Origin of the sequence: Streptomyces sp. NPDC004126 (assembly GCF_050275515.1) — a bacterium.
Classification (GTDB): Bacteria; Actinomycetota; Actinomycetes; order Streptomycetales; family Streptomycetaceae; genus Streptomyces.
This window is the reverse complement of the sequence record NZ_JBNNPF010000074.1, coordinates 1-21,495: the sequence shown is the minus strand read 5'-3', so window position 1 is coordinate 21,495 and position 21,495 is coordinate 1. Positions and strand designations below refer to the sequence as shown.

The 21,495-nt window shown below is 74.3% G+C and carries 20 protein-coding genes; 8 read left to right on the top strand and 12 right to left on the bottom strand.

The features are described from left to right. Positions 1–9: 9 nt before the first annotated feature. Complete coding sequence (locus ACQKM2_RS37515; RefSeq protein WP_427717837.1) at positions 10–555, bottom strand: N-acetyltransferase family protein; 546 nt, start codon at positions 553–555, stop codon at positions 10–12. A 151-nt stretch (positions 556–706) separates the two neighbouring features. Between ACQKM2_RS37515 and ACQKM2_RS37510 the strand changes: the two genes are divergently transcribed. Both ACQKM2_RS37510 and ACQKM2_RS37505 read left to right on the top strand, forming a co-directional pair. Continuing rightward, positions 707–1,114 carry a rodlin gene (locus tag ACQKM2_RS37510; RefSeq protein ID WP_427717835.1) on the top strand — a complete coding sequence of 136 codons (408 nt, stop codon included), beginning with the start codon at positions 707–709 and terminating at the stop codon, positions 1,112–1,114. A gap of 178 nt (positions 1,115–1,292) precedes the next feature. Beyond that, positions 1,293–2,213: a glycoside hydrolase family 19 protein gene (locus ACQKM2_RS37505; protein WP_427717832.1), complete on the top strand. Its 921-nt coding sequence runs from the start codon at positions 1,293–1,295 to the stop codon at positions 2,211–2,213. Between the two features lie 18 nt (positions 2,214–2,231). Here the strand turns inward: ACQKM2_RS37505 and ACQKM2_RS37500 are convergent, their stop codons facing one another. The 3 genes from ACQKM2_RS37500 to ACQKM2_RS37490 all read right to left on the bottom strand — a co-directional run bounded on the left by ACQKM2_RS37500 (position 2,232) and on the right by ACQKM2_RS37490 (position 8,144). Beyond that, positions 2,232–4,985 (bottom strand): AAA family ATPase, encoded by a 2,754-nt coding sequence (locus tag ACQKM2_RS37500; protein ID WP_427717829.1) that lies wholly within the window; start codon positions 4,983–4,985, stop codon positions 2,232–2,234. 238 nt (positions 4,986–5,223) lie between these two features. Next, on the bottom strand, positions 5,224–6,999 hold the full coding sequence (locus ACQKM2_RS37495) for a S8 family peptidase (RefSeq protein WP_427717858.1): 1,776 nt from the start codon (positions 6,997–6,999) through the stop codon (positions 5,224–5,226). A gap of 410 nt (positions 7,000–7,409) precedes the next feature. Continuing rightward, positions 7,410–8,144, bottom strand: coding sequence for a DUF1838 family protein (locus ACQKM2_RS37490; protein WP_427717827.1), 735 nt, complete (start codon positions 8,142–8,144; stop codon positions 7,410–7,412). A 181-nt stretch (positions 8,145–8,325) separates the two neighbouring features. On the opposite strand from ACQKM2_RS37490, the gene ACQKM2_RS37485 reads away from it, so the two are divergent. The 3 genes from ACQKM2_RS37485 (at position 8,326) to ACQKM2_RS37475 (ending at position 10,720) form a co-directional block, all read left to right on the top strand. After that, a complete protein-coding gene (locus tag ACQKM2_RS37485) occupies positions 8,326–9,306 on the top strand; it encodes a DUF1996 domain-containing protein (protein ID WP_427717825.1) in 981 nt (326 codons plus the stop codon). Positions 9,307–9,389: 83 nt separating this feature from the next. After that, positions 9,390–9,992 (top strand): sigma-70 family RNA polymerase sigma factor, encoded by a 603-nt coding sequence (locus tag ACQKM2_RS37480; protein ID WP_427717822.1) that lies wholly within the window; start codon positions 9,390–9,392, stop codon positions 9,990–9,992. Beyond that, a complete protein-coding gene (locus tag ACQKM2_RS37475; protein WP_427717819.1) occupies positions 9,989–10,720 on the top strand; it encodes a zf-HC2 domain-containing protein in 732 nt (243 codons plus the stop codon). The genes ACQKM2_RS37480 and ACQKM2_RS37475 overlap by 4 nt, the downstream gene beginning before the upstream one ends. 44 nt (positions 10,721–10,764) lie before the next feature. Here ACQKM2_RS37475 and ACQKM2_RS37470 read toward each other — a convergent pair whose 3' ends face one another. The 8 genes from ACQKM2_RS37470 to ACQKM2_RS37435 all read right to left on the bottom strand — a co-directional run bounded on the left by ACQKM2_RS37470 (position 10,765) and on the right by ACQKM2_RS37435 (position 18,637). After that, a complete protein-coding gene (locus ACQKM2_RS37470; RefSeq protein WP_427717817.1) occupies positions 10,765–11,937 on the bottom strand; it encodes an alpha/beta hydrolase family protein in 1,173 nt (390 codons plus the stop codon). A 520-nt stretch (positions 11,938–12,457) separates the two neighbouring features. Beyond that, the gene (locus tag ACQKM2_RS37465; protein WP_427717814.1) at positions 12,458–13,189 is read right to left on the bottom strand and encodes a hypothetical protein; all 732 of its coding nucleotides are present in this window, start codon (positions 13,187–13,189) and stop codon (positions 12,458–12,460) included. 57 nt (positions 13,190–13,246) lie between these two features. After that, positions 13,247–14,485, bottom strand: a complete 1,239-nt coding sequence (locus ACQKM2_RS37460) for a cytochrome P450 family protein (RefSeq protein ID WP_427717813.1) — start codon at positions 14,483–14,485, stop codon at positions 13,247–13,249. After that, positions 14,482–15,711 (bottom strand): cytochrome P450, encoded by a 1,230-nt coding sequence (locus tag ACQKM2_RS37455; RefSeq protein WP_427717810.1) that lies wholly within the window; start codon positions 15,709–15,711, stop codon positions 14,482–14,484. The genes ACQKM2_RS37460 and ACQKM2_RS37455 overlap by 4 nt, the downstream gene beginning before the upstream one ends. Next, positions 15,708–16,364, bottom strand: a complete 657-nt coding sequence (locus ACQKM2_RS37450) for a GTP-binding protein (protein ID WP_427717808.1) — start codon at positions 16,362–16,364, stop codon at positions 15,708–15,710. The genes ACQKM2_RS37455 and ACQKM2_RS37450 overlap by 4 nt, the downstream gene beginning before the upstream one ends. Beyond that, on the bottom strand, positions 16,345–16,701 hold the full coding sequence (locus ACQKM2_RS37445; RefSeq protein ID WP_427717805.1) for a DUF742 domain-containing protein: 357 nt from the start codon (positions 16,699–16,701) through the stop codon (positions 16,345–16,347). Before ACQKM2_RS37445 ends, ACQKM2_RS37450 begins: the two co-directional genes overlap by 20 nt. Beyond that, the gene (locus tag ACQKM2_RS37440; RefSeq protein ID WP_125820074.1) at positions 16,698–17,099 is read right to left on the bottom strand and encodes a roadblock/LC7 domain-containing protein; all 402 of its coding nucleotides are present in this window, start codon (positions 17,097–17,099) and stop codon (positions 16,698–16,700) included. Before ACQKM2_RS37440 ends, ACQKM2_RS37445 begins: the two co-directional genes overlap by 4 nt. Then, positions 17,096–18,637 carry a sensor histidine kinase gene (locus ACQKM2_RS37435; protein ID WP_427717803.1) on the bottom strand — a complete coding sequence of 514 codons (1,542 nt, stop codon included), beginning with the start codon at positions 18,635–18,637 and terminating at the stop codon, positions 17,096–17,098. The genes ACQKM2_RS37440 and ACQKM2_RS37435 overlap by 4 nt, the downstream gene beginning before the upstream one ends. Positions 18,638–18,866: 229 nt before the next feature. Between ACQKM2_RS37435 and ACQKM2_RS37430 the strand changes: the two genes are divergently transcribed. The 3 genes from ACQKM2_RS37430 to ACQKM2_RS37420 all read left to right on the top strand — a co-directional run bounded on the left by ACQKM2_RS37430 (position 18,867) and on the right by ACQKM2_RS37420 (position 21,405). After that, positions 18,867–19,778 (top strand): ATP-grasp domain-containing protein, encoded by a 912-nt coding sequence (locus ACQKM2_RS37430; RefSeq protein ID WP_427717801.1) that lies wholly within the window; start codon positions 18,867–18,869, stop codon positions 19,776–19,778. Further along, positions 19,775–20,572, top strand: a complete 798-nt coding sequence (locus ACQKM2_RS37425) for an ATP-grasp domain-containing protein (RefSeq protein ID WP_427717798.1) — start codon at positions 19,775–19,777, stop codon at positions 20,570–20,572. The genes ACQKM2_RS37430 and ACQKM2_RS37425 overlap by 4 nt, the downstream gene beginning before the upstream one ends. Positions 20,573–20,667: 95 nt before the next feature. Then, positions 20,668–21,405, top strand: coding sequence for a hypothetical protein (locus tag ACQKM2_RS37420; protein ID WP_427717796.1), 738 nt, complete (start codon positions 20,668–20,670; stop codon positions 21,403–21,405). Positions 21,406–21,495 lie beyond the last annotated feature (90 nt).

The following is a 21,495-nucleotide window of genomic DNA, read 5'->3' as shown; positions in this document are numbered from 1 at the left end:
CCAGCGGGGTCAGAGGGGGGCGAGGAGCATGAGGACCTCGTCGCGGGTGTCCTCGGGCGCCAGGCGCAGGGCTCCGGGCCAGCGTCCGACCTCGCGCCAGCCGAGGCGTGCGTAGAACTCCTCCAGCCCCTCGCCGCCCCGCGCGGCGAGGTGGAGCTGTTCGAGTCCGAGTTCCTCCCGGGCGGCCCTGCGCAGCTCGCGCATGAGGGCGGAGCCGATCCCGCGGCCGCGGAGTCCGGGGCGGGTCTGGAGGTGGTGCACCGTGCCCCAGTGGCCCACGAGGCGGTGGGGGTCGCGGTGGAGGGCGACCCATCCGGCGAGCGCGCCGCCGGTCCTCGCGAGGACGAGGCGGCCGCCGTGGGGGTGGAGGCGGGCGACGAGCGCGTCCACGGCCGGCGCGACGACGTCCTCGCGGACGGGAGGGAAGGGGAAGCCCGCGGCGCCGCCGGAGTTGGTGACGGCGATCCAGCAGTCGACCAGCTCGGCGCGGAGTCCGGGGGTGACCTCACGGGGATCCGCGATCCGGGCGAGTTCCGGCATCGGTTCGTCTGTCATGAGGAGAAGGATGCGCCCGCGGGCACGACCGCGTCGGCCGGGCGTGATCCGTTGGGCCGCTCGGGTGACGGGCGATAACCACTGGGCCGGTGGACAGTTGGGCAGGTCGTCCCGCCGGGGACAGCACATGCGACCCAGAAGGATCCTCACGATGTTCAAGAAGTTCATGGCCACCGCCGCCGTCACCGCCTCCGTCCTGGGGACGGGCGCCCTCGCGGCATCCCCGGCGATGGCGATCGGCAATGACAACGGGATCAACACGGTCAACGGCAACAACGCCGACCAGATCTACGGCAACCAGGAGACCTCGGGCAAGATGAGCCCGCAGCTCTCCGCGATCCAGGGCTCGCTGAACAAGCTCTGCGTCGGCCTGCCCGCCAAGGTCAACCTCCAGTCGATCCTGCTCATCAACGTCGGCGTCCAGGACATCCCGATCGCCTCCAACCCGCAGAACCAGCAGTGCACCGAGAACTCCACCCAGGCCAAGGGCGACGAGACGCTCTCGCACCTCGTGGAGAACATCCCGGTCCTGTCCGGCAACCTCTCGGCCGGCAGCTGACCCAGCGGCTCCGGAGCGGCGTGGCGGCCCGGCCGCCACGCCGCTCCGGCGTGTCCGGGGCCCGACGGCAAAGGATTTGGTCTAGACCTTGACAGGTCCAGACCATTATCGGTTCAGTGGCGTTAGTTGCCGCCCCCCACCTCCCCGCGGCAACTCCCCCCACCCCTGGAGCCGTTACGTGATAAGCACGCTTCGCAGCCGAGCCCTCTCCCTCGCCGCGGCCGCCGCCGCGACCCTCGGCCTGGCCGTCGCCCTGCCCGCCTCCCCCGCCGCCGCGGCCCCCGCCTGCGCCGGCGCCTGGAGCTCCTCCGCCGTCTACACGGGCGGCGCCGCCGCCTCGTACGGCGGCCACAACTGGCAGGCCAAGTGGTGGACCCAGGGCGAGACGCCCGGCACCACCGGCCAGTGGGGCGTCTGGTCGGACCAGGGCGCCTGCGGCGGCGGGGGCCAGGACCCCGACCCCGGCACCGGCAACCCGTCCGGCTTCGTGGTCAGCGAGGCCCAGTTCAACCAGATGTTCCCGAACCGGAACCCGTTCTACACCTACAACGGCCTGGTCGCGGCGCTCTCCGCGTACCCCGGCTTCGCCAACACCGGCGACGACACCGTCAAGCGGCGCGAGGCGGCCGCCTTCCTCGCGAACGTCTCCCACGAGACGGGCGGGCTGGTGTACATAGTGGAGCAGAACACCGCCAACTACCCGCACTACTGCGACGCCTCCCAGCCCTACGGCTGCCCCGCCGGCCAGGCCGCGTACTACGGCCGCGGCCCGATCCAGCTCAGCTGGAACTTCAACTACAAGGCGGCGGGCGACGCCCTCGGCATCAACCTGCTCGCCAACCCCTACCTGGTGGAGCAGGACCCGGCGGTCGCGATGAAGACGGCGCTCTGGTACTGGAACACCCAGAACGGCCCCGGCACGATGACCGCGCACGCGGCCATGGTCAACGGCGCGGGTTTCGGCGAGACGATCCGCTCCATCAACGGGGCCCTGGAGTGCAACGGCGGGAACCCCGCGCAGGTGCAGAGCCGGGTGAGCAAGTACCAGAGCTTCACCCAGCTGCTGGGCGTCACCCCCGGGAACAACCTGGGCTGCTGACGCCGCGGAGGCCCCGGCTCACTGCCCGCGCAGCGCCGTGGCCAGCTGGGCACGGGAGCGGACGTCGAGCTTCTGGTAGATCCGGGTGAGCCGGGCCTCCACCGTCTTCACGCTCAGGAAGAGCTTCGCCGCCGCCTCCTGGTTGCTGGCTCCCCCGGCGACCAGGAGGGCGAGCCGGGCCTCCGCCTCGGTCAGGGCCGCCACCCCGGGGTGCGGGGCGCAGCTCTCGGGCGCGTTCTCGCGGGCCAGGTCCAGCCAGGGCGCGGCCCCGGCGGCCTCGAACAGCTCGGCGGCGGCCCGCAGGGCGGCCCGGGCGGGGGCGCGGCGCCGGCGCCGGCGCTCCACGCGGGCCAGCGCGAGCAGGGTACGGCCGCGTTCGAGGGGCAGTCCGAAGCCGCCGAACCGCTCGGCGGTGGCCTCCAGCAGGGCGACGGCCCGCTCCGGCTCGCCGCGCGCGGACAGGCACAGCCCGCGGGCCCGGTCCAGGGCCGCGAGCACGGTGGTCCGGCCAAGGGAGCGGGCGACCGGGGTGACCCGGTCCAGCAGCCCGGCGGCCTCACCGGGCGCGTCGGCGGCGACCAGGGCCTCGGCGAGCTCCCCGTGCCAGCGCAGCACGGAGGGGTCGACCACCTGCTGGGCCTCCTCCAGGGCGGCCACCCGGCTGAGGGTGGCGACCGCCCTCGCGGCCTCGCCGGTGGCGAGTTCCACGGTGCCGAGCGCGTACAGCCCCCGGGACAGGAAGACCTGGTCGCCCTCCTCCTCCGAGGCCCGGATGCCCCGGCGCGCGTAGGCGGCGGCTCGGGCGAAACTGCCGGCGGCGGCCTCGGCGGTGGCGGCCACGTACCAGGCCGGCCCGGGTGAGAGGCCCGCCTCGATGGTGAGTTCCAGGGCGCGGCGGGCGTGGGCGGTGCCGCGGACGCAGCGGCCGCGGCGCAGTTCGGCCTCGGTCATGCTGCGCAGCACCTCGAAGACGTCCTCGGCGGAGCCGGTGCGCTGGACGGCGGGCAGCAGGACGAGGAGCTGGCGGCGGGCGTCGGTGAGCCGGTCGTCGAAGAGGGCGTGGCGGACGGCCAGGAACTGGGGGGCGTTGCGCATGCCGAGGGGAACCTCGGGGGCGGGCAGGGCGAGTGCCTCGGCCAGGATGTCCTCGGCGTCGGGGTCGCCGAGGATGCGGCCCATCCGGGCGCGGACGGTCAGGGCCATCGCTTCGGCGACCTGGTCCCCGCCGGCCTTGGCGAGCGCTCCGGCCTCGGCGGCGGCGTCGCGGGCGCGGACGGGGTCGCCGTCGCCGATGTTGTGCTTCCAGGCGATCCGCAGCTGGACGGCGGCCTGCAGGGAGGGGTCCCCGGCGGCGTCGGCGACGGCGTGGGCGATGGTCTCGTCGAGGTCGGCCAGGGCCTGCCCGGCGGCGTCGATCACCGCGAGCCGGGCCCGTACCCGCTGGGCGGGCGAGGCGTCGCGGGCGAGGACCGCGCGGGTGGCGCGGCGGGCGAGGTCGGCGCGGCCGGCCCAGCCGGCGTCCTCGGCGGCGCAGACGAGGCGGGCGAGCTCCTCCTGCGGGAGGCCGGCGGGGGTGCGTTCGGCGGCGAGCAGCCCGAGCTCGGCGGCCAGCGCCCGCTGGCCCCGGCGGCGGCAGGCGTCGGCGGCCCGGGTGATCTCGGCGGCGAGGTCCGCGTCGGGGGTGTCGACGGCGAGGGCGCGGTGGCGCACGGCCTGGACGGGGTCGTCGACGGCGGCGGCGAGCGCGGCGTGGCCGACGGCCCGCTCGGGCCAGCCGGCGTCGGCGGCCAGGGCGGCCGGCAGCGCGCCGGCGGTGAAGGCGACGGTGCCGTCCTCGGCGACGGTGACCAGTGCGGCCCGTTCGGCCTGCGCGAGTTCCGCCTCGGCGTCGGGGCGTCCGGCCCGGCGGAGCAGGGCGGTGGTGGGGCGGGCGGCGAGGGCGGCGAGCAGCAGGGTCGGCCGGATCCGGGCGGGGGCGGCGGCGAGGAGCCGGCGGGCGACCTCGCGGGCCTGGCCGGTGACGGGCAGGGTGTCGGCGTGGTGGGCGCCGCCGCCCTGGCCGGCGGCTTCGGCGAGGGAGTGGCCGAGGGCGAGGGCGAGGCGCGGGTTGCCGCCGCTGGCCTGGTGGATGCGGCCGGCCAGGCGGGCGGGCAGGCCGTGGCGGAGCAGGAGTTCGGCGACCTCGTCGGCGCCGAGCGGGGGGACGTGGACGACGGGGGTGCCGGGGCCGCAGAGGGATTCGGCGACGGGTGCGGACTGGACGCATTCGGCGGCGAGGACCCGGACGCGCGGCGGGGTCAGGCGCAGGACGAAGCGGAGCAGGTCGGTGCTCTCGGGGTCGAGCCACTGGGCGTTGTCGAGGACGAGCAGGACGGGGCCGGAGGCGGTGAGGCCGCGGAGCACTTCGACGACGGCCAGGCGCAGGGCGACGTGGTCGCGGCCGGCGCGGGGGGCGTCGGCCTCGCGGCGCAGCAGGGCGATGGCGGTGCGCTGGGGTCCGGCGAGGCGGTCGAGGGCGGTGCGGGGGACGGAGGCGAGGAGGGCCGCGGCGGCGGCCTCGGGTATCGCCTGGTCGGCGGCTTCGGGGGCGAGGTGCAGGACGGTTTCGCGCCGCCGGGCGGCGGCGGCCGCGACGGCCCGTGCCACCTCGGTCTTCCCCGACCCGGCGCAGCCCGTGAGGACGGCGCGGCCGTGCGTGGTCAGCGCCCGGTCGACCGCCTCGATGAGTGCACCGTGTCCGACGTTGGTGTCAGCGTTACCCGTCGCCGCCACGCACAGCCACCAGCCTTTCGCGCCCCTGCTCCTGTGCCCTTCCTGTGAGACGCGACAATACGAGGTCAGCCCCCCGACGGACCCGGATTGTGACGCAGAATTCAGTCGGGCGGCAGGAATGCGCGGCGGGTCTGCCGGTACGGGAGGTACCGGCAGACCCGCGCACTGGTTTGGTCCGTACCATCGGTCCGTCAGAACGGAGTTGGGGGGCTCCGCCGGGACCGGTGCGGGACCGGGATCAGAAGCCGAGGCTCCAGGAGTCGATCTTGCCGGTGTCGCCGCCCGCGTTGTCGTTCACACGGAGCTTCCAGGTGCCGTTCGCGACCTCGGAGGAGGCGTTGACGGTGTAGGTCTGGTTGATGTTGTCCGTGCTGCCGCCGGCCCGGTTGTGCAGGGTGTAGACGGTGCCGTCGGGGGCGACCAGGTCGACCTTCAGGTCGCCGATGTAGGTGTGCGCGATGTTCACGCCGACCTGGAGGGTGGCCGGGGCGTTGCCGGTCACGCCGGTGACGGTGATCGGGCTCTCGACCGTGGCGTTGTCGCCGATGGCGAAGTCCGCGGTGTTCTCGAAGGCCGGGGTGGGCTGGGTCGAGGTCACGGCGTTGACGGTCGCGGCCGCGTCGGCGAGGCCGGTGCCGCAGCCGCCGGTGCAGGTGCCGGCCAGGGGGCGGGCGTTGGCCTTGATGGCCGACTCGATCTGCGCCGGGGTCAGCGAGGGCTTGGCCGCGACGAGGAGGGCGGCGAGGCCCGCGACGTGCGGGGCGGCCATGCTGGTGCCCTGGTACGGCTTGTAGATCTCGGCGCCGGGGGTGGTGGTGCCACCGTTCAGCGTGGAGAGGATGCCGTTCTCGGGGGTGGTGACGGTGCCGGGCGTGTCGGTGGCGCGGCGGGTCTCACCGCCCGGGGCGGCGACGTCGATGATCGCGCCGTAGTTGGAGTAGAAGGAGCGGTCGCCGGTGCGGTTGGTGGCGGCCACGTTGATCACGTTGTTGCAGCTGGCGGGCGAGAAGCCGGCCGCGTCCGCGTTGCTGTTGCCGGCGGCGACCACGACGGTGGTGCCGCGGGCGACGGCCGCGTTGATGGCGTTCTGGTAGCTCGCGGTGCAGGCGCCGGAGCCGCCGAGGCTCATGTTGATGACCTTGGCGGGGGTGGCGTTCGCCGGGACGCCCGAGACGGTGCCGCCGGAGGCCCAGGTGATGGCGTCGACGATGTCCGAGGTGGCGCCGCCGCACTTGCCGAGCACGCGGACGGGCTGGATCTTGGCGTTGTACGCGATGCCCGCGACGCCCTTGGCGTTGTTGGTCGCGGCGGCGATGGTGCCGGCGACGTGGGTGCCGTGCCAGGAGGAGTCGCTGGCCTTGGAGCCGGTGCCGCACTCGCCGGCCGCGCTCCAGTCGCCCTGGTCGGCCGGGTTGTTGTCGCGGCCGTTGCCGTCACGGGCGGCGGTGGAGCTGCTGATGAAGTCGTAGCCGGCGACGATGTTGGGGGCCACGTCGGAGTGGGCCACGTAGCCGGTGTCGATGACGGCGACGGTGACGCCGGAGCCGGTGGTCTTGTCCCAGGCGGCGGGCACGTTCATGCCGGCGGTGGGCTCGAAGAGGTCCCACTGCTTGGCGTACTCGGTGTCGTCCGGGGTGGCCATGGCGTAGGCGCGGGAGTCCGGCTCGACGTAGGCGACGTCCGGGTCGGCGCGGAACTGGTCCATCAGCTTCGCGGCGTCGGCCGGGGCGGTCGCACCGCCGAGGTTGACGAGCGCGGCGCCGGTGCCGAGACGGCGGTCGAACTTGGCCTTCTTGCCGGCCTTCTGGCCCTTGGCGGCGGCGTCGGTCGCGGCGGCGTCGTTCGAGCTGGCCTCGGAGGCCGAGGACTTGTAGCCGACGATCAGGTTCTCGACCGGGGCGGCGGCAGGGGCGGCGGGGGCCGCGGCGGCCGGGAGGGTGGAGGCGGCCGGGTCGCTCGCGGGGGTCACGGCCACCGCGGCGGTGGCGGCGCCGGCGAGCAGGGTGACGGACATGGCCACGACGGATATGAGCCGACGTCTGGGTGCGTGCACGTTGTTCCCCTTTACGGGCCGGTTCCGGGCAGGCCGGAGCGGCCGGTCGGTGCAGTGTGGGAGGTGGAACAGCGCGGGAGCGGGCCTGGACGGGCTGGTCGAACCCGCCCCGGCACCGCCGCGCGCCACGTCGCCCGGCCGCAACGGCGGGGCAGGGCGACGGCGTACCCGGCGGTCAGCGCGTCCGCGGTCGTTTCACACCATGTGGGGTTGGTGCGGGGCCGCCCGGGGCGCGGAAGATCGCCGGTGGGCAGACAGTAGGCAACGCGGGAGTGAACCCGATACGGGGAAAACCCTTGTCCGGACCCTGCGGGCCCCTCCCCCGCCCGGGGGTTACCGGGGGTCGGCGCAGGCCCGCGGGATCCGCGGGGTCAGCGGGGGTTGAGCCGGCGGAAGTACGTCCAGCTGGACTCGTTGGGCTCGGTCCACTTCTCCGGGGCGCGGGCGAACTCCGGGTGGTGCGCGGCGATGTACGCGCGGGTGCGCTCGGGGACCTCGGCGTAGGAGGCGAGCTTGACGCCGCGGCAGTGGAAGGTGAGGCCGCCGGGGCGCTGCCCCTGCTCCATCCAGGGCAGCCAGGGGGACATCCGGGTCCACGACATGGTGGCGGGCACGCTCGGGGCGTCACCGGCCAGGGCGGCGGCCGGGGTGAAGAACTGGAAGAGCTCCAGGGCCCGGTAGGTGTCGTCGGCGGAGTTCAGCGGGTAGTCGGCGACCGGCAGCGGGGAGGGGTAGGCGAGCGGGATCTCCAGGCTGAAGCAGACCTGGTCGCCCAGTTCGGTGCGCGGGACGGGGAAGGGCCGCCACCGCTGGTTGGCCGGATCGTTCCAGACGTGGACCACGGGCTTCCCCTGCCAGGTCTCCAGGATCTCCCGAGTGCCGGGGTCCAGGTAGAAGGCGGCCTCGCGGGAGAGCATCCGGTAGCCGCCGCCCTCCTCGTCGGCCTCCAGGCGGGCCGCGTTGAGGCCCTCGAAGCCGAAGAGGCGGCGGTAGGGCTCGCCGGGGGCCCAGGAGTGGACGTCGCCGGTCCACCGGAAGACCGTGTCACTGCCGTCGAGGGAGGCGCGGGTGCGGGCGAAGGAGTGCAGGAGCTCTTCCGGTGTCATACGAGAACTCTCGTGGGCGGGTTCACGGCCGGACAAGCCCCGGACGGGCCAACCTGGCCGGCTCGCCGTCCGGGTCGGCGGCGCTGAGCAGGGGCGTGGGTGACACCTCCGAACGCGCGGCGGCGCACTGGTGCGGACGCCCGGTTGACGGTCCGGCGGGGCAGCGGCGACCGTGACCGTCATGGGGAACGGAAACCGCCTGCTCGCGCTGCTCGTCTGCCTGGTGCTGGGCGCCGGGCTGGCCGCCGCCGTGCTGGGCGCCTCCCGGGCGGCCGGCCCGCGCCACACCGACGCCGTGGGCGCCCGCGTGGACCTCTCGGACGTCCCGCCCGACCCCGCCCCGCCACCGCCCGGACCGGACGCCTCCACGGGCACCGTGACGGTGGACTGCGGGCGCAACGAGGAGGGCCACTGGAACGAGGACAACCTGGTGGTCTCGCCCGGGCTGAGAGCCGGCGCCCACCACACCCACGCGTACGTGGGCAACCTGTCCACGGACGCCCTGTCCACCGACGCCTCCCTCTCCGCCGCCGCCACGAGCTGCGCCGGCGGCGACCGTTCCACGTACTACTGGCCGGTCCTGCGCCGCACCGACCGGCCGGGCGGCCGCGCCCACGAGGGTGCCGCCGGGCACGGGAACACGGGGGAGATCCTGCCCGAGGCCTCGGTGCGGGTGGAGTTCCGGGGCAGCCCGGCCGGCAAGGTGGTGCCGATGCCCCGCTTCCTGCGCGCGATGACGGGGGACGCCGTGGCCTACACGGCCGGGCCGGACGCCGCCGTCCGGGCCCGCTGGGGCTGTTCGGGCTCCCCCGGCCGGTCCACGACCGGCTACCCGCGCTGCCCGGCCGGCGAGCTGGTGACCCGTACGCTCGTCTTCCCCTCCTGCTGGAACGGGCTGGACACGGCCGCCGCCGACCACCGCTCCCACCTCGTGTTCCCCTCCGCCCGGGGGGTGTGCCCCCAGGGCATGTTCCCGGTGCCCGAGCTGCGGCTCTCGCTGGCCTACGCGGTGCCGCCCGGGGTGCCGATCGCCCTCGACTCCTTCCCGGAGCAGCGGCACAGCCCGAAGACGGACCACGCGATGTTCGTGGACGTGATGACCGACGGGCGGATGGGCGAACTGGTCGCCTGCCTCAACGAGGGCCGCACCTGCCGGACGTGAGTGATGCGGGTCACATGAACCGGCGGGGCCCTGCCGGCGTGTACCGACCGCACGACGCGACACGAGGCGGACGGAGAACCTGTATGCCTGGACCACTGTGGCCCCGCAATCGGCGGGGCTCGACCGACGAGGCACTGATCAGGGCGGTGTACGAGGAGCACGGCAACGCCCTGCTCGCCTACGCCACCCGGCTGACCGGGGACCGGGCCGCCGCCGAGGACGTCGTCCAGGAGACGCTGATCCGGGCCTGGCGGCATTCCGAGGTCCTGGTCAACGGGAAGGGCTCGGTGCGCGGCTGGTTGCTCACCGTGACCCGCAACATCATCACGGACCGGTACCGGGCCAAGGCCGCCCGGCCGCCGGAGGTGTCCGGCTCCGCGGCCGCTCCCCCCGTCGAGGGGGACCACGCGGACGCGGTGGTGGACACCATGACGGTGCTCGGCGCCCTGGACCGGCTGTCACCGGAACACCGGGACGTGCTGACGGAGTTGTACTACCGCCAGCACAGCGTCGCCGAGGCGGCCGACCGGCTCGGCATCCCGGCGGGCACGGTCAAGTCGCGCTCGCACTACGCGCTGAAGGCCCTGCGCGAGGTGTTCGGGGACGGCGCCGGTGACGGCGCGCGGAGGAGAGGAAACGGCCGGCCGCCCCAGCAGCCCGGCGGACTGCGGGAGGTGGTGGCGTGAACAGGCAGCGGCACGAGGAGGAAGTGGAACTGCTCGGCCCGTACGTGCTCGGCGTCCTGGACGAGGAGGACGTACGGCGCGTCGAGGAGCACCTCGGCGACTGCGTGCGGTGCCGGGAGGAGGTGGCGGCGTTGCGCGAGATGGAGAGGGTGCTCGGGGAGGTGCCCGAGGAGGCCTTCCTGGACGGGCCCCCGCAGGGCGGGGACCTGATGCTCCAGCGGACCCTGCGGCAGGTGCGCGGGGAGCGGGTGTCGGCCGCGCGGTGGCGGGCCGGTGTGGTCGGCCTGGCGGCGGCGGCCTCGCTGGCGGCCGTGTTCTGGGCCGGGGCCCGGATGGGCGCGGACGCCGGGGACGTCGGGGCGCTGCCCCCGCAGCCCCCGCCGACGGCGTCCGCGGCGCCCTCGCCGCCGCCGGCGGGGACGCGGGTGGCCTCCGCGACGGACCCGGGTACGGGCGCGCGGATGACCGTACAGCTGACGCCGGCCGCCAAGTGGGTGCGGCTGCACGCGGCGGTGACCGGGGTGCCGGCGGGCGAGCGGTGCCGTCTGGTGGTGGTCTCCCGGGACGGTACGCGGTCCACGGCCGGCGGCTGGGTGGTGGGCACGGCGGAGCACGGCGAGGGCAAGGGCGCGGCCCTGGACGGCTCCGCGGCCGTGGACCCCTCGGACGTCAAGGAGGTCCTGGTGGTGAACGAGTCGGGCCGGACGTTCGTGTCCGTACCGGTGTAGCCGCCGACGTGACGGGGACCCGCGCGGGTCCCCGTACCGGTCTCTCAGGGGTTGTGGAAGCGGACCTCGGGGGCGTCCGCGCGGGGTCCGTCCAGGACCGGTGCGGGCTTCCCCTTCAGGTGCTGGTCGAAGAAGGCGGCGGTGTAGGTCCGGGTCAGCTCGACGGCGCGGGAGCCGGACAGCGGTGCCGTGGGGTCGGACAGGCCGAACCGGTCGCGGAGGAAGGGGAAGTCCGTGGGTCCGAAGTGGTCGGTGCCGTCGACGGTGATCCAGCGCTTCCAGCCGTCCAGGTACGGCCACGCCCCCGACCAGTCGCCGTTCAGCCCGCCCCCGGGCGCGCTGGCGGCCGAACCGAACAGCAGGAAGGGGCGGCCGCCGGCCCCGGCGGCCGGGTAGGGGGCGGGCAGGCCGCCGTCCAAGTCGGCGCCCGCGCGGATCCGCTGGTCGGCGGCCATGGCGGACAGGGCGGCGGAGCCGCCCATGGAGTGGCCGCCCATGGCGATGCGCCCGGTGTCGATGAGCCCGGCGTGGCGCCACGCGGGGTGGCGGCCGGTGAGGCGGTCCAGGAGGAAGGAGACGTCCTTGGCCCGGACGCCCATGACGGCCTGGTGGCCCCCCGGGGTGTCGGCCGGCCCACAGGCCAGGCAGGTGAGGATCCGGCCGCCGGGGAAGGCGGTGCCGGCGCTCTCGTAGGCGTGGTCGACGGCGGCGACGACGTAGCCCCGGGAGGCCAGGTCCTCGGCGAGCGAGGTGAGGGTGGCCCGGGACACGGTGAAGCCGGGCGACAGCACGATCAGCGGGTAGCGGCCCCCGACGGGTCTCGCGCCGGTACGGGCGTGGGACCGGGTGGCGGCGAGGGCGGCGGGGGCGATGGCCTTGTCCAGCCCCCGGTCGGCGAGGAGCAGCCGGGCCTCCTCGGTGCTCAGGTACGGCGCGGGGGCGCGGCCGGTGCCGCCCTGCGCGGGATAGCGCAGGGTGACCATCAGTTCGCGGGGGCCGGTCCCCGCCCAGGGGTCGGTCCTGCTGCGGTCGGTGAGGTGGAGGTCCTCCTGGCCGACGGCGAACCGGCCGGTGGGCGCGGGCAGTTCGGGTGCTCCCGCCGGCGCCTGGGCGGCGGCCGCCGGGGTGGCGGTGGCGGTGGTGGCCGCGAGGAGCGGGGCCGGGATCAGCAGGGCCAGTAAGGCCGCGGCGGCCGCGGTGCGGCGTCGGATCTTCATGCGGTTCACGCTAGGCGGGGCGCCTCGGCCCTCGTCGGCTCACAGGCTGACCCGGCGTCCCCCTGTGGTCGCAGCCCCGTGCGCCGGAAGTCGTACGGGCCTGCCCGGCAGCGGAATCGGGGCGTTCTGGGAAACGTGACGGGGCCCGGGAACATGTCCAGTTCCCGGGCCCCTGAGTGCCACCCAATTGCACACACCGACGGCGTTTAAGAGCGGGGATCACATTGAGGCCGACGTGTTCTGCCTTTGAACTACCGCGCCACGGAGAGGCGCAGGGGGGACTTGAACCCCCATCCGTCGGTGATCGTCCCTGCTCGGTCGATCCGGTGTTCGGCGGCGAATGCTGAGACTGGAGCGATAATCTGAGATTCAAGGGGCCGCCTCTGCCGGCTTGGGCCACCCCGGCACGTGTGCCGGGGGAGGGATTCGAACCCCCAACTGCACCCCTGTTTCAGCTTCAACGTCAGTTTCAGCTTGCGCTCTCGCGCACCCCCTGATCGCGCAGGGGGCGTTCTCGGGGCTACCTGAAGAGGTAGCCGAACACCGCGTCGCCGACCCGCTGGTCGGTGACCTCGGTGCCGTTGGCCTCCTCGCGGGCGAACTTCACGGCCTGCTGGAGCCGCTCCACCCGGTCGAGGAGCTCGTTGACCCGGCGGGCCGGGAGGGCGCCGGAGAACTTCACGGTCGTCCAGTAGCCGACCGCGACGTCCTCGTAGTACACCTCGACCTGGGCCGGGTGCTTCTCCGTGGCCTCGGCCTTGACGTGGTTGCGCGGCACCTTCTTGGTGCGGATGGTGCGCACCGGGTCCGTCTTCCAGGAGTCCGTGGAGGGGTCCACGTTCCAGGACTCGGAGGCGTCGAGGACCGGCAGCTTGCGCACGAACGTGTTCAGGTCGGTGAGCTGCTTCTCCAGGAAGAGGAGGTAGGGCACCGGAACCTGGGCGAGCAGCACGCTGCCGTCGACGACCACGTCGGCGGCGGCGGTGCGGTTCGCCCAGTCCTTGGTGGCCGTCACGTCGAACAGCCGCGTCAGCGTGTTCGCCGTCGCGCGCAGCACGTCCTCCGCCTTGACCTGGACCCGGGTGGACTCGGGCGGCAGCTGCTCGCCCTCCTCGTCCTTGGGCTGGTACGTACGCGAGATGCCTGCCAGCAGGGCGGGCTTCTGCACGTCGTGATGAGCCTGCGAAAGCTCCTGGAGGGACTTGGACTTGACGCCCTTTTCGACTGCGATGATCTGATTCAGCTTCGGCACGCGATCAACCTAGCCAAGGTTCCGGTACGACCACCATTTCTTTTTTCCGTCCGGCTGCTACCCGTGCAGCCGCACCGGGAGGTCGTGGAGGTCGTTCTGGGTGAGGACGGGCTTGTTGCGGAGCTCCTCGCGGGGGACGGCCAGGGTGAGGCCGGGGAAGCGGGCGTACAGGGCCGGGAGGGCGACGAGGGCCTCCAGGCGGGAGAGCGCCGCGCCGGGGCAGACGTGGGGGCCGTGGCCGAAGGCGATGTGCCGGTTGGGGGTGCGGGTGACGTCGAACTCCCCCGCGTCCTCGCCGTGCTGGGCCTCGTCGCGGCCGAGCGCGCCGAAGGAGACGATCAGGCCCTCGCCCGCCGGGAGGATCCGGTCCCCGACCTCGATGTCCTCGGTGGCGAAGCGGATGAGGACGTGCGAGGTGGGGGTGGACCAGCGCAGGGTCTCCTCGATGACGTTCTCCCAGGGGACCTCCCCCTTCAGGACGAGGGCCCGCTGCTCGGGGTGGGTCTCCAGGGCGACGACGGCGTTGACGATCAGGCTGATGGTGGTCTCGTGTCCGGCGGCGACCATCAGCTGGAGGGTGTTGGTGATCTCCTCGGTGGTGAGGTGGTCGCCGTCCTCGGAGGCGGCGATCAGCGCGCTGGTGAGGTCGTCGCCGGGCGCCGTCCGCTTGGACTCCACGATCCGGGAGAAGAGCGCGCCGAGGTCCGCCATCATCTGGGGGACCTCCTCGGGGAGGGTCTGGGTGGAGAAGAACTTCTCGAAGAGGGCCTTCAGGCGCGGGTGTTCGGCGGCGTCGACGCCCATCAGCTCGCTGATGACGTTCATCGGCAGCGGGTACGCGAAGTGCGCCTTGAGGTCGACGGTCCCGCCGGCCGGCAGGGCGGCCAGTTCGTCGAGCGAGCGGGTGGTGAGGGCCTCGATGCCTGCGCGCAGCTTCTCCACCCGGCGGGCGGTCAGGGCCTGGGCGACGAGGGTGCGCAGCCGGCGGTGCTCGTCGCCGTCGACGGTGAGCATGGAGCGGCCGGGGTTGGCGAGGCCTATGAGCGGCCAGTCGAGGGGGATCTCACCGCGCTGCCAGGCGCCCCACACGTTGATGTCCTTGACGACGCGGGGGTCGGTGAGGAGCTTGCGGGCCTCGGCGTGGTGCGTGACGGCGTACACGGCGACGCCGCCGGGGAGGACGACGCGGGCCAGCGGGCCGGCGGCGCGCAGTGCGGCGCTCTCGGCGTCGAGGTCGGTGACGAAGGGGTCGAGGGTGAGGGGGGCGGGGCCGGTGTGGTCGATCGGGCAGGTCACGGGGTGGCTCCAAGCGCGGGGGTCGGGGTGTAGGTCACGGGGAGGGCGCTGAGGCCGCGCAGCCAGGGCGAGGGCCGCCGGGTGAGTTCGGCGGCGGGCCCGGCGAGGTCGACGTCGGGGAGGCGGTCGAGGAGGACCTCGATGCCGGTCCGGGCGATGGCCTCGGCGACCTCCTGGGCCGGGAAGGGGCAGCGGTGCTCCCCGTGGCCGAAGGAGAAGAAGGCGTTGTTGCCGCCGGTGAGGGCGCCCGCGTCGGTGCGTACGTGCGGGTCCCCGTTGGCGGCGGCCAGGCCCAGCAGGACCAGGTCGCCGCTGCCGATGCGCCGGCCGCCCAGGTGGGTGTCCCGGGTGGTCCAGCGGCCGGCGACGTTCTGGGTCGGGGTGTCCTCCCAGAGCACTTCGTTCATGGCCTCGCCGACGCTGTGCCGGCCGCCCGCCAGGGAGGCGGCGAAGCGGTCGTCGGTGAGCATCAGGCGCAGTGAGTTGCCGATCCAGTCGGCGGTGGGCTGGTGGCCGGCGGCCATCATCACCATCAGGTCCTGGGCGATCTCGTCGACGGTGAACCCGGCGGTGTTGGCCAGCATGCGGGAGGCGACGTCGGGGCCGGGCTCGGCGGACTTGGCGGCGAGGAGCGCGTACATGGACTCGGCGAGGTGGCGCTGGCCGTCGAGGGCGCCCTCCCGGCCGTTGATCATGTCGTTCATGGCGGTGACGAGGCCGGGGCCCTGCTCGTCGGAGAAGCCGTAGATGCGGGCGAGGACGCGCAGGGGCAGGAGCATGGCGTACTCGCCGACGATGTCGCAGCTGCCCCTGGAGCAGAGTCCGTCGATCAGTTCGTCGGCGAAGCGTTCGGCGTGGCCCTTGAGTTCGAAGGGGTCGACGGACTCCAGGGCGTCGGAGATGACGGCGGCGCGCTCGCGGTGGCGTTCGCCGACGGTGTAGAGGATGGACGGCTGCTTGCGGCCGATCATCGGGAGCAGCGGCCAGTCGGCCGGGATGCGGTCCCACTGGTTCCACAGGTCGGAGTCGCGGGAGAAGAGCTGGGGGTCGCTGGTGACCTGGTGCAGTTCGCGGTAGCCGAGGACCAGCCAGGCCGGCACGTCGCCGTCGAGGACGACCGGGGCGACGGGGCCGTGGTCGCGGCGCATCTCCCGGTACAGCTCGGCGGGGTCGCTCTGGAAGCGCGGGCCGCCGAGGTAGACGGGCTGGGGCTCGGGGGTGGTCACGGGGTGGGCTCCGGGATGGGGTGCGGGGCGGTGTCCGGCCGGTCGGGCCGAGGGCTGTGGAGTTGCTGGAGGTGCTGGAGGTGCTCGACGAGCGAGATGAGGACCTGCTTGCTGGACGTGCGGGAGCGGGCGTCGCAGAACAGCAGGGGCACCTCGGAGGGGAGGTCGAGGGCGGTGCGGATCTGCTCGGGGGTGTGGGCGGGTCCGCCGAAGTCGTTGCAGGCGACGACGAAGGGCGTGCCGTGGTGTTCGAGGCGGTCGATGGCGTACCAGGAGTCCGCGAGGCGGCGGGTGTCGACGAGGACGACCGCGCCGAGGGTGCCGGAGAAGAGCCGGTCCCAGAGGAACCAGAACCGCTCCTGGCCGGGGGCGCCGAACAGGTAGAGCACGTTGTGGGCGTCGAGGGTGATCCGGCCGAAGTCGAAGGCGACGGTGGTGGCGGTCTTGGCGCCGATGCCGTCGGTGTGGTCGACGGCCTCGCCCGCCGTGGTCATCGTCTCCTCGGTGTTCAGCGGGCGGATCTCGCTGACCGAGCGGACCATGGTGGTCTTGCCGACGCCGAAACCGCCCACGATCACGATCTTGAGGCCGTTGTCGGCGGTGCTGCTGAGGTTCTGCCGGGGCTCGCCCGGGTCAGAGGTTGCGGAGTCCAACGAGCACCTGCTCCAGGATGTCGGGGTCGGGAAGGCGGTACGTCGTGACGCGCGGGTGCCGGGCGCTGATGCGCCCGGCTGCGAGGAGGTCGGCCAGGAGGATCCGTACGATCGAGACGGGCAGGCCCAGTTCGGCCGCGACCTCCACGACGGCGGTCGGGTAGCGGCACATCCGCAGGATCGCCGCGTGCTCGGACTGGATGCCGGGGACCGGGTCGCATTCGGCGACGATCAGGGTCACCAGGTCGAAGGCGTCGCTCCCGGAGCTGCTGCGGCCGCCGGTGAGGGTGTACAGCCGGTCCGGGGAGTCGTCCCGGCCCGGCCTGGCGCGGCTCATCCCCGGGGCCGGGCGATCAGGTGCTCGCTCAGCTGCTCCACCAGCTCGGACATGTTGTGGCCGACGAGGCCCGCGTCGGCGTCCTCGGCTGCGACGAGCGCGAGGTGCGCGCCCTCGCCGGCCTCGACGATGAAGAGGATCCCGCCGTAGAACTCGGCCATGGCGGAGCGCACCCCGCCGGTGCCGTCGCCGAACTCGATGGACGCCCCGTGGGACAGGCTCTGGATGCCGGCGGAGATCGCGGCGAGCTGGTCGGCCTGGTCGACGGACAGCTCGGGGGTGCGGCACAGCTTGAGGCCGTCGCGGGAGAGCACGAGGGCGTGCCGGGCGCCGGGGGTGCGCTCCAGGAGTCCTTCCAGGAGCCAGCTGAGCGTCTCGTCGGTGGTGGGGCCGGTCATGGGGTGTCGTTGCCTTCCGGGTGCGGGGGGTTCGTGGGCTGCTGCGGCTCGGGGGCCGCGGTGCCGCGTACGGCTTGGCGGAAGCTGCCGAAGCGGGCGGCGGACCGGAACGCGCCGCCGGAGGCGGCCTGGGTACGGGCCGCCGCGCTCGCGGCGTCGGGGCCTTCGGGGTGGGCGGCGGCCAGGGTCCGGCCGCGCCGCCGCTGGGGCAGTCCGCTCTCGCCGAGCACCGGGTTCCGGCCGGTGGTCTCGGACTCCCCGGAGTCTACGGGGGTGTCGTGGACGGGCTCGGCCTCGGTCCGCCGCGCCGGTACGGCCGCCCGGACGGGGGCGGGGGCCGGTTCGGGGGCCGTCAGGAGGGCCGGGGCGGGGACGGGTTCGGCCGGGGCGTGGCTGATCAGCTCTTCCGGGATCATCATCAGCGCGCCGGTGCCGCCGCGGGCGGAGGGGCGGAAGGAGACGGTCAGGCCGTGCTTGCGGGCGAGGCGGCCGACGACGGCGAGGCCGAGGCGGGTGCCGGAGAGCCCGGCGAGGTCCAGGGACTCGGCGGTCACGGCCTGTTCGGCGCGGCGCAGCTGGACCTCGCTCATGACGAGGCCGCTGTCCTCGACGGTGATGACGACCCCGGCCGGCACTTCCTCGACGTAGACGTGGACCTCGGCGGTCGGCGGCGAGAAGTTGGCGGCGTTGTCGAGGAGTTCGGCGAGGGCGTGCATGACGCCCTCGGCGGCGTGCCCGGCGACGGCGGCCTCGCTGGTGAAGTGCAGCCGGACCCGCTGGTAGCCGCCGATGCGGCCCATGGCGCCGCGCAGGATGGACTCCATGACGATGGGCTTGGCCCAGCGGCGGCCGGAGCGGGCTCCGGTGAGGACGGCGATGGAGTCGGCGAGGCGGCCCGCCTGGGCGGTGCGGTGGTCGAGGTGGAGCAGGTCGCCGAGGACCTCCTCGTCGGCGTGCCTGTGCTCCATCTCCCGCAGGTCGGCCAGCATTCCGGTGGCGAGGGCCTGCATCCGGCCGGCCGCGTTGGCGGCGGCGGCCATGGCGGCGGCCCGGCCCGAGCGGGCGCGGCGCAGTTCCTCGCCGAGCCGTTCGCGGGTGGCCTGCTGGGCGGTGGCGAGCCGGTCGAGTTCGGCGGCGTGGGCGGTGGCGAGGTGGTGCAGTTCGGCGGCGTGGCCCGTCGTCAGGCGCTCCACCTCCGCGGCGTGGGCGGTGCCGATCCGGGTGTGGTCGGCGGTGCGGGCCGCCGCGTCGCGGGCGCCGTCGGCGGTCAGCCGGGCGATGTAGGCCTCACGGGTGTGGAGTTCGCCGGTCAGGTGGGAGAGGCGGCCGCGCAGCTCCCGGGCGGTGCGCGCCCACCAGGTGACGGCGCCGGCGGCGACCGCGAGCAGCAGCGAGCCGGAGAAGGAGAACCAGGCGAGGGGGGTTTGGACGGCCGACGGGGCCGCGGCCACCGCCGCCGTGGACAGGGCACCCGCGGCCGCTGCTGTCACCAGCAGCGCGAGCGCGGAGGGGCGGAGGGGGGAGGGCGACGCCGTCATCAATCAAGGCCTCAAACCGGGCGTAAATGGAAGAGAAGGTTCCTGTGGCAACGGGGCACAACTATAAGAGGATTGTTGATCGTTTAGGAAAGGTCTTGATAAACATTACGTTGAGTAGTGCCCACTTAGACTCCTTCTGGAGCGGTTTCGGGGCTATCTCATGGCATCCTGTGACGTCACCACTCGCCGGACGGAATCGGCGGACGTCCGGGGAAATCGGGGAAGGTCCATGAGGCTCTGCTTCCTGGTGGAGGAGCACTACCGCCACGACGGCATGCCCAACGAGGTCGTCCGGCAACTGACCGCCTGGGGCCACCAGGTGGACGTGGTCCGCCCGGGCGGCTCCCTGCTGCGCATGGACGGCCTGGTCCGGGCCGGCGCGCACGACGCCTGGGTGCTCAAGACGGTGTCCGGCGGCCCCGGGCTCACCCTGCTGGAGGCCGCGGCCGCCGCCGGCACGACCACCGTCAACGACGCCCGCTCCATCCGCGGGGTACGGGACAAGGCGCTGGCCGCCGCCCTCGGCAGCGCCCGCGGGCTGCCGCTGCCGCCCACCTACGCCCTCGCCCGGCCCGAACTCCTGGCGGGCGTACCGGACAGCGCGTACCCGCTCGTGGTCAAGCCCGCCGACGGCAGCTCCGGGCGGGGCGTGCACCTGGTGTCCTCGCCGGACCGGCTCGCCGCGCTGCTGCCCGAACTCGCCGGCGAGGGCATGCTCATCGCGCAGCCCTACGTCCCGAACTCCGGCACCGACCTCAAGGTGTACTGCGTCGGCGGGGAGCTCTACGCCACCGAGCGCCGCTCCCCCCTGCACCCGGACGCCCCCGTCCGCGAACGCCGCGTGAAGCTGCCCGCCGAGGTGGCGCGGATCGCCGCCCGGGTGGGCGAGGTGTACGGGCTGGACCTCTACGGGGTGGACGTGCTGCTGGGTCCCGACGGGCCCGTCGTGGTCGACGTGAACGACTTCCCGAGCTTCCGCCAGGTCCCGGACGCGGCCGCGCGGGTCGCGCGCGCCGTACTGGACCTGGCCCGCTCGGGCGGCGAACACCCCGCCGCCGCGCCCCTCCCGACGGCGCGCCCGCACGCCCGCCCGGTGCCCGTTCCCGCGCAGGCGGCGGCCGGGTCGGGGGACGGCGCGTGAGGGTCGGCCTGATCACCCCCGACGCCGGGCACCCGCTGCTGGCCGCCACCGCCGCGCTGCTCGCGCCCGAGCACGAGGTGCGGGTGCTGGACCCGGGGGCCGGACCCGCCGCCGCGGCCGGGGAGCGGGCCGACGTGTACCTGCTGAAGGCGCGGACCCCGTCGGCCCTGGCCCTCGCCCGGCAGCTGGAACGGCGCGGGGCGCCCGTGCTGAACTCCGCGGCGGCCACCGAGCGCTGCCAGGACCGCACCGGCATGGCCGAGCTGGCGCTGCGGGCCGGACTGCCCTTCGCCGCCACCCGCACCTACGCCTCGCTCGCCGGGCTGGGGGCGGAGGTCCGGCCCGGCCGGCCGGTGGTGGTCAAGAGCCGGCTCAGCCGCAAGCACGACCTGGTCGCCCGCGTCGACGGCCCCGGGGAACTGCGCGCGCTGGCCGCCGCGGGCTGGGAGCGGGAGCCGGTCGTGGTGCAGCCGTTCGCCCCCAACGACGGCTGGGACCACAAACTGTGGGTGATCGGCGACCGGGTCTTCGCGGGCCTGCGCCGCTCCGAACTCGCCGCCGGAGGAAAGGAGCCGGCCCGCCCGCTCGGGCCGCTGCCCGGCGGATGGACCGAACTGGCCCTGGAAGTGGGCGCCGTCTTCGCCCTGGACGTGTACGGCGTGGACGTCATCGCCACGGAGGACGGCGGTCCCCTCATCGTCGACGTCAACGCCTTCCCCGGCATCCGCGGCCAGTCCGGCGCCCCCGAAGCCCTCGCCGCCCTGGCCCTGCGCCGCGCCGGGCGGCCGGCGTAGCGGCCGGGCGGCCGGGCGTTCGGGTGGAGGACGGCCGGTCCGGGGGGCGGTGTGCGTAGACTCGCATCGGCGCGACCCATGACGACGAGGATTCCATGCACCCCGCCGACGAAGACCCGCAGCGGCTGGACCCGGCCAGCCTCCACAACGCGAGGACGACGATCGTCCAGCTCCTCGGCCGGGCGGGGGTTCCCGCCGGCTCCGCCGAGGAGCTGATCGGGCTCGTCGAGGCCGGGGTCCTCGCCGCCGCCCACCGTGAGGCCGAGGAGGGGGCGGGCACCGCTCCCGCCGGGAAGGGCGAACTCTACGAGTCGGGCTGGCTCGACGGCGCCCGCGCCCTCACCGAGGAATTCGGCGGGATCGCCGAACGGGCCCTGGCCCGGGCCGTCGGCGCCGGCCCGGCGGAGGACTCCGCGGAGGCCTGGCCGCCCGTCCGCCGGATGGAGGTGGAACGGGCGAAGGTGGCGGTGACACCGCTCTACCTGTCGTTCAGCACCGTCTCCGACCTCGACCCGGAGGTCTCCGAGCAGGTGCTCACCGCCGTCCTCGGGACGATGAGCCCCCGGCAGCGGGCCGGGTACGCGGGCCGCCTCGCACGGTTCGCCGCCGACCACCGCCCCGACCTGACCCGGCTGTACGAGCGGTACGGGCCGGGCAGCGCCATCACCCTCCACGGCCGCTACTCCCTCCTGCACTCCCCCACCAGCCTCGCCGTCCTGGAACGCCTCGCCGCGTCGCCGTCGGCGCTGCGCGAGGAGTGGGACGCCGCCGAGCTGCCGCCCTCGTGGCTCGACGGCCTGACGACGGCGCGGGAGGCGTCGGAGGCGGCCTAGGTGTATTGACCCGCAGCGTTGTTCACGCGGCTGATGGGCGGGTTTCCGCCCAGTGCTGTGTGGCAGCGGTGGTGGTTGTAGGTGTGGAGG

Excerpts from the sequence above, each read along its gene's own strand:
- ACQKM2_RS37490 (WP_427717827.1), bottom strand. The coding sequence starts at position 8,144 with ATGACACCGGAAGAGCTCCTGCACTCCTTCGCCCGCACCCGCGCCTCC.
- ACQKM2_RS37485 (WP_427717825.1), top strand. The coding sequence starts at position 8,326 with ATGGGGAACGGAAACCGCCTGCTCGCGCTGCTCGTCTGCCTGGTGCTG.
- ACQKM2_RS37420 (WP_427717796.1), top strand. The coding sequence starts at position 20,668 with ATGCACCCCGCCGACGAAGACCCGCAGCGGCTGGACCCGGCCAGCCTC.
- ACQKM2_RS37510 (WP_427717835.1), top strand. The coding sequence starts at position 707 with ATGTTCAAGAAGTTCATGGCCACCGCCGCCGTCACCGCCTCCGTCCTG.
- ACQKM2_RS37435 (WP_427717803.1), bottom strand. The coding sequence starts at position 18,637 with ATGACGGCGTCGCCCTCCCCCCTCCGCCCCTCCGCGCTCGCGCTGCTG.
- ACQKM2_RS37440 (WP_125820074.1), bottom strand. The coding sequence starts at position 17,099 with ATGACCGGCCCCACCACCGACGAGACGCTCAGCTGGCTCCTGGAAGGA.
- ACQKM2_RS37445 (WP_427717805.1), bottom strand. The coding sequence starts at position 16,701 with ATGAGCCGCGCCAGGCCGGGCCGGGACGACTCCCCGGACCGGCTGTAC.
- ACQKM2_RS37515 (WP_427717837.1), bottom strand. The coding sequence starts at position 555 with ATGACAGACGAACCGATGCCGGAACTCGCCCGGATCGCGGATCCCCGT.
- ACQKM2_RS37430 (WP_427717801.1), top strand. The coding sequence starts at position 18,867 with ATGAGGCTCTGCTTCCTGGTGGAGGAGCACTACCGCCACGACGGCATG.
- ACQKM2_RS37495 (WP_427717858.1), bottom strand. The coding sequence starts at position 6,999 with ATGTCCGTCACCCTGCTCGCCGGCGCCGCCACCGCCGCGGTGGCCGTG.
- ACQKM2_RS37480 (WP_427717822.1), top strand. The coding sequence starts at position 9,390 with ATGCCTGGACCACTGTGGCCCCGCAATCGGCGGGGCTCGACCGACGAG.
- ACQKM2_RS37470 (WP_427717817.1), bottom strand. The coding sequence starts at position 11,937 with ATGAAGATCCGACGCCGCACCGCGGCCGCCGCGGCCTTACTGGCCCTG.